The 9,713-nt window shown below is 38.4% G+C and carries 9 protein-coding genes; all 9 read left to right on the plus strand.

What is annotated here, in order from left to right; translation table 11 throughout:
- Positions 1-68 precede the first annotated feature (68 nt).
- The 9 genes from rpsA (at position 69) to LMU01S_RS05225 (ending at position 9,681) form a co-directional block, all read left to right on the plus strand.
- Positions 69-1,262, plus strand: a complete 1,194-nt coding sequence (gene rpsA / locus LMU01S_RS05185; RefSeq protein ID WP_056958615.1) for a 30S ribosomal protein S1 — start codon at positions 69-71, stop codon at positions 1,260-1,262.
- A 93-nt stretch (positions 1,263-1,355) separates the two neighbouring features.
- On the plus strand, positions 1,356-2,666 hold the full coding sequence (gene der / locus LMU01S_RS05190) for a ribosome biogenesis GTPase Der (protein ID WP_004047646.1): 1,311 nt from the start codon (positions 1,356-1,358) through the stop codon (positions 2,664-2,666).
- 207 nt (positions 2,667-2,873) lie between these two features.
- Positions 2,874-3,149: a non-specific DNA-binding protein Hbs gene (hbs, locus tag LMU01S_RS05195; protein ID WP_004047651.1), complete on the plus strand. Its 276-nt coding sequence runs from the start codon at positions 2,874-2,876 to the stop codon at positions 3,147-3,149.
- Positions 3,150-3,394: 245 nt separating this feature from the next.
- On the plus strand, positions 3,395-4,297 hold the full coding sequence (locus tag LMU01S_RS05200; RefSeq protein WP_056958613.1) for a magnesium transporter CorA family protein: 903 nt from the start codon (positions 3,395-3,397) through the stop codon (positions 4,295-4,297).
- A gap of 10 nt (positions 4,298-4,307) precedes the next feature.
- Entirely contained in the window at positions 4,308-5,000 is a 693-nt protein-coding gene (locus LMU01S_RS05205) for a response regulator transcription factor (protein WP_056958611.1), read from the plus strand.
- The gene (locus LMU01S_RS05210; RefSeq protein ID WP_056958609.1) at positions 4,984-5,964 is read left to right on the plus strand and encodes a sensor histidine kinase; all 981 of its coding nucleotides are present in this window, start codon (positions 4,984-4,986) and stop codon (positions 5,962-5,964) included. Before LMU01S_RS05205 ends, LMU01S_RS05210 begins: the two co-directional genes overlap by 17 nt.
- Positions 5,965-6,102: 138 nt before the next feature.
- On the plus strand, positions 6,103-6,858 hold the full coding sequence (locus LMU01S_RS05215) for an ABC transporter ATP-binding protein (protein WP_056958608.1): 756 nt from the start codon (positions 6,103-6,105) through the stop codon (positions 6,856-6,858).
- A 15-nt stretch (positions 6,859-6,873) separates the two neighbouring features.
- Entirely contained in the window at positions 6,874-8,862 is a 1,989-nt protein-coding gene (locus LMU01S_RS05220) for an ABC transporter permease (RefSeq protein WP_056958606.1), read from the plus strand.
- Between the two features lie 27 nt (positions 8,863-8,889).
- Positions 8,890-9,681 (plus strand): TraX family protein, encoded by a 792-nt coding sequence (locus LMU01S_RS05225; RefSeq protein ID WP_056958604.1) that lies wholly within the window; start codon positions 8,890-8,892, stop codon positions 9,679-9,681.
- The last annotated feature ends 32 nt before the right edge of the window (positions 9,682-9,713 follow it).

The following is a 9,713-nucleotide window of genomic DNA, read 5'->3' on the forward strand; positions in this document are numbered from 1 at the left end:
AACTAGCATTTTGAACTGCTTTCAGTTAAAATGGTTATTAGAGTTAGTCGTTAAGGAGGACAAAGTCCATGAGTGAATCAGAAAACAAGGATTTATTAGAAGCTTTAAACAGCGTTAAACCAGTTAAGGTTGGCGACGTTGTCAAAGGCGAAGTGTTGGCATTTGATGATAAAAAGCAAGTTATCGTAGGGATCGAAGGCACCGGTGTTGAAGGTGTTGTTCCTGCACGCGAATTGAGCGTTAAAGCAGACGAGATCGAAGATAACATCAAAGTTGGCGATGTGCTTGACTTGGTTGTTATCTCTAAGATCGGTTCTGACAAAGAAGGCGGTAGCTACTTATTATCACAACGTCGCCTCGAAGCCCGTAAAGTATGGGATGAAATCGAAAAGAAATTTGAAGCAGGTGAAACACTCACAGTTCCTGTAACTCAAATTGTAAAGGGTGGCTTAGTTGTTGACGCTGGCGTTCGTGGCTTTGTCCCTGCATCAATGGTTTCTGACCATTTTGTTGAAGATTTCAACCAATACAAGGGTCAAGAACTTGAACTTAAGATCGTTGAGATCGAACCAAGCGAAAACCGTTTGATCTTATCGCATAAAGAAATCGTTCAACAAGAACGTGAAGCTAAGAAACAAGAAGTTATGTCACAACTTGCAGCAGGCGATGTGCTTGATGGTAAAGTTGCACGCTTAACTAACTTTGGTGCGTTCATCGACCTTGGTGGCGTTGATGGCTTAGTTCACGTTTCTGAAATTTCTTACGAACGTGTAGGCAAGCCTTCTGATGTCTTGAAAGTTGGCGAAGACGTTAAAGTTAAAGTGTTAGCCGTTGATCCTGAAAAAGATCGCATTTCACTTTCTATCAAACAAACATTGCCACAACCTTGGGACAATATTGAAGAAAAAGTTGCTGAAGGCGACGTTCTTGATGGTAAGGTAAAACGTTTGACAAGCTTTGGTGCATTTGTTGAAGTATTCCCAGGTGTTGAAGGCTTGGTACACATTTCACAAATTTCACACAAACATATTGCTACACCAAATGAAGTTTTGACATCTGGCCAAGACGTTAAAGTCAAGGTCTTGAATGTTAACGGTGAAGATCGTCGTTTAGCATTATCTATCAAAGCTTTACAAGAAAAACCAGCAGCTGATAAAAAAGAAGTTGAAGTTGTCGAAGAAGAACATGTTGAGATCCCAGAAGAAGATACAGGTTTTACTTTAGGTGACTTAGTCGGTGACGACTTGAAAAATGAAGACTAATCTCACGTATTGAGATTCATTTTGACTGGCCCAAGCGTAAAAGGTTTTGGGTCAGTTTTTTTGCTAAAACATTACTATAAGGAGTGAATTAAAATGGCTAATCCAGTCGTTGCGATCGTTGGACGTCCGAATGTAGGGAAATCAACGGTTTTTAACCGGATCGCTGGTGAGCGGATCTCTATCGTTGAAGATACCCCTGGTGTGACCCGTGATCGTATTTATGCGAAGGGCGAATGGCTCGGACAACCCTTTAATTTGATCGATACAGGTGGGATCGATATGGGGGATGAACCATTTTTAGCCCAAATTACCGAGCAAGCTCAAATCGCGATCGATGAAGCTGATGTGATCGTCTTTGTGACTAGTGTCAAAGAAGGGGTCACAGATGCTGATGAAAAAGTAGCAAAGATCTTGTATCGAACTGATAAACCAGTTATTTTAGCGGTAAATAAAGTGGATAATCCTGAACTTAGAAGTGAGATCTATGATTTCTACTCATTAGGTTTTGGCGACCCAATGCCACTTTCTGGAACTCATGGGATCGGTACTGGTGACCTATTAGATAAGGTCTGCCAGGCATTTCCTAAAGATGGAGCTAAAGAACAGGACGATTCGATCAAATTTAGTTTTATCGGTCGGCCTAATGTGGGTAAATCTTCTTTAGTCAACGCAATTTTAGGTGAAAACCGCGTGATCGTCTCTAACGTTGAAGGGACAACGCGGGATGCGATCGATACGAAATTCGTTGCTGAAGATGGAACGGAATTTACCATGATCGATACTGCAGGGATCCGTAAAAAAGGCAAAGTTTATGAAAATACGGAAAAATATTCTGTTTTACGGGCCATGCGTGCGATCGATCGTTCTGATGTGGTTTGTGTTGTTTTAAATGCTGAAGAAGGCATTCGTGAACAAGATAAACATGTAGCCGGCTATGCACATGAAGCGGGACGTGGGATCATCATCGTTGTCAATAAATGGGATACTTTGAAAAAAGATAATCATACGATGAAAGAGTTTGAAAAGACGATCCGGCAAGAATTCCAGTATTTGAGTTATGCGCCGATCGTGTTTGTTTCCGCTAAGACTCATCAACGCTTAGAACAATTACCAAAATTGATCGAGCGGGTAAATCACAACCATGAACGTCGCATCTCATCGGCTGTTTTAAATGATGTTATCATGGATGCGATCGCGCATAATCCAACCCCAACAGACAATGGGCGCCGCTTACGGGTCTACTATGCGACTCAAGTGGCAACTAAGCCACCAACATTTGTCGTCTTTGTAAATGATCCAGAATTGATGCACTTTTCATATGAACGTTTCTTGGAAAATCAGATCCGAGCAGCATTTGATTTTGAGGGGACACCAATTCATGTGATCGAAAGACGACGTAAATAATCAAAGATAAAAAATTAAAAAAATTATGCCTAAATTTATCTTATTTTTACAAAAAAATGATTAAAAACGTTGCTATATTAGGCTTTCTGTGCTATCTTATTAACTGAGCAATGATTTGTTAGTCATTGTTTCACCATTTCTGGCTAGTTTAGAAATGGACAAGAAGATATGCCTATATCTTTATCTTCACTTGAGGAGGTGAAACACATGGCAAACAAAGCACAATTGATCGAAACTGTTGCTGAAAAGACAGGTTTGACAAAGAAGGACGCAACTGTTGCAGTTGACGCAGTTTTTGGTTCTATCCAAGACTACCTTAAAGAAGGCGAAAAAGTTCAATTGATCGGCTTTGGTAACTTTGAAGTTCGTGAACGTGCAGCTCGTAAGGGTCGTAACCCACAAACTGGTAAAGAGATCCAAATCCCAGCAAGCAAGGTACCTGCATTCAAACCAGGTAAGGCGCTTAAAGATGCTGTTAAATAAGATTGACTTAATTTTAGCTAGGACCCTTGATTTATCAAGGGTTTTTTTGTATAAAAAAATACTGGAGCGTTAAAATGAGCAAGAGGCGTTACATATATACACTAATACTAAGAGCAAAAGAATTTTGTACTTAATATATGAATTTTCTCATCCATCAGAAAGTGTCTTGCAACTTTATCCAGCTAGCTTTTTGTGCTATGCTAAAATTATTTGTGGTAGATATATAAATGCTAGGGGTTGGAAAGATGAGCAAGAAGATCGTTTTTGGTCCAAAAAAAGATTTTATTTGGATCGATATCAAAAAAGATGATGAAAATGTGGTCCAGGAGTTAAAAAACCAAGCCAAGCTCGATAAAGAGCTATTGAGTTATGCTCTTGATGAACACGAAAATGCTCACGTGGAATATGATGCAAAAGAGGGGCTCTTGTTGATCGTTTTTAATGTGATCAAAAAATACAGCGAACGTTATGAAACGACACCGGTGGCTTTTATCGTCAAGCAAAATGAGCTGTACAGTTTTACGACAGCTAAAACAGCTTATGTGACTGAGTTTATTGAAGGGTTGATCACACGCAAGCCCGATCTTAGTCGCTTGAGTTTGATCTTTAAGACGCTTTATCAGATCGTGGGAGCATTTTTCCCAGTGATCAAAGAGATCGATAAAAAACGTTTGATTTTGACAGAAAAATTAAAAACCAAGACGACCAATCGTAATTTGTTGGAACTTTCAGATCTAGGAATGGGTTTAGTTTATTTAGTCAATGCGACCCAACAAAATTCCTTGCTACTGGCCCAATTAAAAAAGCTTTCAATTTACCGCTCTTTGACAGAAAATGAACGAGAAGAGTTAGAAGATGTTGAGATCGAAGCAGATCAGTTGGTAGCAATGGCTAATTTATCCGATCAGATCTTAGGCCAGGTCTCGGAGACCTATAATAACTTGTTGAATAATAACTTAAATGACACGATGCGTTTATTGACGATCTGGTCGTTATTATTGACGGTCCCGACCATTGTGACGGGCTTTTTTGGGATGAATGTCTTACTACCATTTAAAGATAGTCCATTTGGCTGGCTCATAATTATTTTTATCAGTATGTTTTTATCGATCGGACTGTTAATGACGATCTTAAAACGTATAAAATGAGGTGGGTAATATGCGAACTATTTTTATAGTAGAAGATGATGCAACTATTATTCAAGTCGTCAGCGAGAAATTGAATTCTTGGGGGTACGATTGCAAAGGTGTGACTGATTTTCAAAATGTACTAAGCGAATGTTTAGAACTTGCTCCACAATTGATCTTGTTGGATATTTCATTGCCTTATTTTAATGGCTTTCATTGGTGTCAAGAGATCAGAAAACATTCGCAGGTGCCGATCATCTTTATCTCATCAGCTGCTGATCAAATGAATCAGATTATGGCGATCAATTTAGGTGCCGATGATTTTATCGTCAAACCATTTGATCTCAATTTGTTAGTAGCTAAGATCCAAGCTTTATTACGGCGAAGTTACCAGTACAATCAAGTACAGACAGTCGATACTTACGATCTACAAGGATTTACTTTTACGCCTGAAGAAAACGTGATCGCAAATGCTGAGAGTAAGTTGAATCTATCGCCCAATGAAACTAAGATCTTGGTTATTTTATTGCGTGAGCGTGGCCAGATCGTCTCAAAGACACAGATGGTCGAAGCGTTATGGCAAGCCGATGACTTTATCGATAGTAATACGTTAGCGGTCAATATCACCCGGATCCGCAAGAAATTAGCTTCAGTCGGGATCAAGGATCTGATCCAAACGGTCAAGGGAAAGGGGTATTTGATCGAGAATGAAACAAGTGCTTAAATTGACTAAAGCTTTTATATGGGAGCATAAAGCGACCTATCTAGTATGGGTATTATTATTGGGAACTCAAAGTCTGACGTTATACCTATATGATCAGACCCAAGTGATCTTAGGCGATACCCTCCTGTTTAGCTGTTTGATAATTTTTAGCTATACGTTAGTTGCCTTTAGTCGATGGCAAAAAAAGCTCAGGCAGTTACAACTTTTACAGGCTAATTTTTCACATGAGCTTTTACCCTCAAGCACCAGTCAGGTAGAAATACTTTATCAACAGATAGCTGAAGAATTAGAGCAAAAATTAGTAGCAGAATTAGAACATAGCCGTTTGAAAAAACAAGAGATGTTAGAAGATTTTGGGATTTGGTTGCATCAAGTCAAAACACCAGTATCGGCCTTAGACCTTTTGATCCAAGCGCAAGGAAACGATCCTAAGATGCGAGCTGAGTTGTTCAAAGTCAATGAGTATCTTCAGCTGATGTTAAATTATTTGCGCCAACAATTGGATAATTCTGACCTTGTTTTTGAGCAAGTTGCTTTAGATAAAGTGATCAAGGAAGTCTTGAAAAAGTATGCACTCTTTTTTGCGCAAAAAGGGCTACGCGTGGAATTTATCGACCTTGATAACACCACAGTTACGACCGATAAGAAGTGGTTGATCTTTATTTTAGAGCAATTGATCTTCAATGCGATCAAATATACCAACACTGGAACGATCACGTTTATTTTTAACGGTGATCATTTGGCGATCAAAGATACTGGGATCGGGATCCAGTCACAAGATATTCCACGTGTTTTTGAAAAAGGTTTTACCGGTTATAATGGACGTCAAGATCAACGTGCAAGTGGTCTAGGCTTATATTTGAGTCAAAAAGTTGCGCTCAAATTAGGGTGTAAACTCGAATCGACTTCTAAAGTTGGCCAAGGAACGATGGTCAAAATTTATTTCCCAAAATATTATAAATAAATTGTTACCTTAACTTTAATGTTATTTAAAAATGGCAACCTTACAATTTTGTAAGGTTGCCATTTATTTTGTAAGTAGGCATAAGTAACGGGGCTTGTTATGATTAATATATCAATTAGAACAACGGAGGAAATGATCATGAATGAATTACTAAAGATCGAACATGCACGCAAAGTTTATCAGAGTCGTTTTAAGGGCGTTCAAGTTGAAGCTTTAAAAGATATCCAACTTGAAGTAAATAAGGGTGAATATACAGCAATTATGGGCGAATCTGGTTCTGGGAAGAGTACTTTGTTGAATATGATCGCCACTTTAGATAAACCAACATCAGGTAAATTGTATTTGAACGGTGAAGATCTGACACAGATCAAAGAAAAAGCAGCAGCGACCTTTAGACGTGAACATTTAGGCTTTGTCTTCCAAGATTTTAACTTATTAGACACGATCTCTGTCAAAGATAATATCTTATTACCATTAGTTTTATCACGTAAAAGTATCAAAGCGGCTAAGCCTAAATTGCAAGAATTAGCAGAAAAATTAGAGATCACTACTTTATTAGAAAAATATCCATACGAATTATCTGGCGGACAAAAGCAACGTGTGGCAGTCGCCCGGGCGATCATTACCGATCCAGCCTTACTTTTAGCCGATGAACCGACGGGGGCATTAGATTCAAAGACCTCAGATCAATTGTTAGATATCTTTGAACAGTTGAATCAAAATGGTCAAACGATCTTGATGGTCACCCACAGTTCATTAGCTGCTAGTCGGGCTAAGCGGGTCTTATTTATCAAAGACGGGATCGTTTATCATCAACTTTACCGGGGAGAACTTGACTCCAAGGCGTTCTTAGAAAAGATCAATATGACGATGGCGTCATTATTACCACGTTAGTCAGGAGGAATCTGTATGTTTTATGCTAAATTAGCTTTTCAAAATATTCGTAAAAATAAACAGGCCTTTTTACCATTTTTACTGTCAATGATCTTTTTGACGGCCTTAAATACTTTGATGTTGATGGTCGCCAATGATCCAGGCTTGGCTAAACTCCAAGGTGCTGAAGCAATCACCCAGCTTTTTGGTTTTGGTTCTGTGATCGTATTGATCTTTTCAGTGGTGTTTGCTACTTATACGGAAACGATACTAAACAAACAACGTAAAAACGAACTAGGTTTGTACAATGTTTTAGGCATGGGCAAACGTGAACTATATAAATTGACCTTCTTTGAAAAAGTGATCAATTTGGTTACAACAGTTGTTTTAGGTGTCACAAGTGGTGTGATTTTTTCCCGGCTAGCGTATTTGATCATCAAAAAAATGATGGGGATCGGCAGTGAATTCAAGTTTACTTTAAATCCTTCGATCTTGACGCTTACGATCTTATTTATTGCTGGCATTTACGCATGGTTATATTTGATCAACGCTTTTAATATTTTTAAAAGTGATCCGATCGAGTTGTTACATGCTGAGCAAAAAGGTGAAAAAGAGCCTAAAGCTAAATGGTTCTTGGCTTTGGTCGGCCTAGTCACTTTGATTTGGGGTTACTGGATCGCACTTACGATCAAGTCCCCAGTTTCAGCGGTCACTAATTTCTTTATAGCAGTACTTTTAGTGATCATCGGGACTTACTTAATATTTACAGCCGGAAGCATCGTTATTTTAAAATTATTGCGTAAAAATGAAAACTACTACTATAATGTTAAGCATTTCATTCCTGTATCAGGGATGATCTACCGGATGAAACAAAATGCGGTCGGCTTGGCTAGCATCTGTATCTTATCAACGATGGTCTTAGTTACTGTTTCAACAACAGCGGGGCTCTTTTTTGGAGCAAATGATCAAGTTCAACAGGCGTTTCCACGCGATATCATGATCAGTTCAGCAAAACCACTGACAAAACTCAAACAAGTAGCTAAAAACTATGCTACTAAAGAAGATGTTAAATTAAGTGATATGCAGTATATTCGGACTAGTCAACGTTTATTGTTTACAAAAAAAGCTGACGATTTTAAAGCTTCTGACCGTGTGAATTATACTGTCTCAGATGTTACTAAAGCCATAAATGTAGTTTTGATCAGCTTGAGTGAATATAATACTTTAACAAAAGATAATTTGACCTTAACTAAACCAAATGATATCTTTATGTACACTACCGCGCAGAATTATCCTGAAAAGACAATGATATTGAATGGGCATAAGTATCAAATCAAGCAACAGGTCAACAAATTAAAAGACACAGGACTGTTTAATGCCTCCCCGGTCGATTCCTACATTGTAGTTATGAAAGATCAAAAACAGATCGAGAAACTATTAAAAGAATTGTATAAAACTAAAGAGACAGCCATCTACTTAGAACCTGATTATCAATTAAATTTCAACATTGAACTTAAAGATCAAGCTAAACGTAAAGCGTTCATCCGGGGACTAAGCAAAGAGTTTGCTAAAACTGCGGATAAACAATGGTATTCCTTTCAGGACAAGGATAGCTATCGTGCAAGTGTCAAGCGCTTTGATGGTGGGTTCTTCTTTTTAGGGATCATTTTAGGGATAGCTTTCTTATTAGCTACGACATTGATCATCTATTACAAGCAAGTGTCTGAAGGGATGGATGATCGCAAACGTTTTGTGATCTTACAAAAAGTTGGGATGGATGAAGCTGAAGTCAAACGTGTGATCCACAGTCAGATCATGATGGTCTTCATTTTCCCATTAGCTTTTGCGATGTTACACGTTGCTTTTGCTTTTCCACTGATCAAAAAGATGTTGGTCTTATTTGGGATCACCAACTGGCAACTATTCTTAGTTGTTACGCTCGTGGTTGCATTGATCTTTAGCATCCTGTATTATGTTGTGTATCAATTAACTGCTCGGGTCTATTACCGTCTAGTTGAACGCTAAATAGTAAAAATTTAGGAGAGAAAGAAGATGAGTTTTCTTAAAAAAGGTTTAACTGGTTATCAGTTAAAAGTTTTAGCAATGATCTTTATGTTGGTAGATCATTTGAACATGTATTTTGGGCCAGAGTTACATTGGCCTTTATGGGTCAATTTCTTAGGACGTTTCGTCGCCCCAACATTTTCATTTCTATTAGTCGAAGGATATTTTCATACGCGCAATAAACGGCGGTATTTAAAGCGTTTATTGATCGGAGCCTTAGTTGTCGGGATCGGTAATATTATCTACAATCTCTTGACTAAGTCATATATCGATCCGTTCGATCATCAGCCAAATTACTTACTGTTTCTTGGGCCACATAATATCTTTTTGACGTTAGCTTTACAGCTGATCATGATGTGGTCGTTGGATAACATCTTAAATAAGCATAGGCGTAAGGCATCATGGCCGACATTTATCGTAAGTTTCCTTTTGATGTTTACTTTTACAGAAGGTGGGATCTATCTTTTACCGTTAGCTTTGATCTTCTTCTTAGGTCGTAAGTATCACAAACAAGCGCCAATGCTTGGGGCAACATTTCTCTGGTGTGCTCTACTATTTGCTAAAGCTTATTACAGTTACAGTAGCGGAGCAACAGCTTCAGGCACACTCTATGAGCATTTGACATTTGCTAGTGAATTTATGATGATAGCGGTCATTCCATTGATCTGGCTATATAATGGCAAACGTGGTGGAAGTGGTAGCCAAGCTGAAAAATCGTTCTTCTATATCTTTTATCCAGTTCACCTTTGGATCATTTACTTGATCAAAGCCTTTGTCTAAATAAAAAATAGCCTGGGAGAATGGAACCTCCT

It is taken from the genome of Ligilactobacillus murinus DSM 20452 = NBRC 14221, assembly GCF_001591685.1.
Taxonomy (GTDB): Bacteria; Bacillota; Bacilli; order Lactobacillales; family Lactobacillaceae; genus Ligilactobacillus; species Ligilactobacillus murinus.

Excerpts from the sequence above, each read along its gene's own strand:
- rpsA (WP_056958615.1), top strand. The coding sequence starts at position 69 with ATGAGTGAATCAGAAAACAAGGATTTATTAGAAGCTTTAAACAGCGTT.
- der (WP_004047646.1), top strand. The coding sequence starts at position 1,356 with ATGGCTAATCCAGTCGTTGCGATCGTTGGACGTCCGAATGTAGGGAAA.
- hbs (WP_004047651.1), top strand. The coding sequence starts at position 2,874 with ATGGCAAACAAAGCACAATTGATCGAAACTGTTGCTGAAAAGACAGGT.
- LMU01S_RS05200 (WP_056958613.1), top strand. The coding sequence starts at position 3,395 with ATGAGCAAGAAGATCGTTTTTGGTCCAAAAAAAGATTTTATTTGGATC.
- LMU01S_RS05205 (WP_056958611.1), top strand. The coding sequence starts at position 4,308 with ATGCGAACTATTTTTATAGTAGAAGATGATGCAACTATTATTCAAGTC.
- LMU01S_RS05210 (WP_056958609.1), top strand. The coding sequence starts at position 4,984 with ATGAAACAAGTGCTTAAATTGACTAAAGCTTTTATATGGGAGCATAAA.
- LMU01S_RS05215 (WP_056958608.1), top strand. The coding sequence starts at position 6,103 with ATGAATGAATTACTAAAGATCGAACATGCACGCAAAGTTTATCAGAGT.
- LMU01S_RS05220 (WP_056958606.1), top strand. The coding sequence starts at position 6,874 with ATGTTTTATGCTAAATTAGCTTTTCAAAATATTCGTAAAAATAAACAG.
- LMU01S_RS05225 (WP_056958604.1), top strand. The coding sequence starts at position 8,890 with ATGAGTTTTCTTAAAAAAGGTTTAACTGGTTATCAGTTAAAAGTTTTA.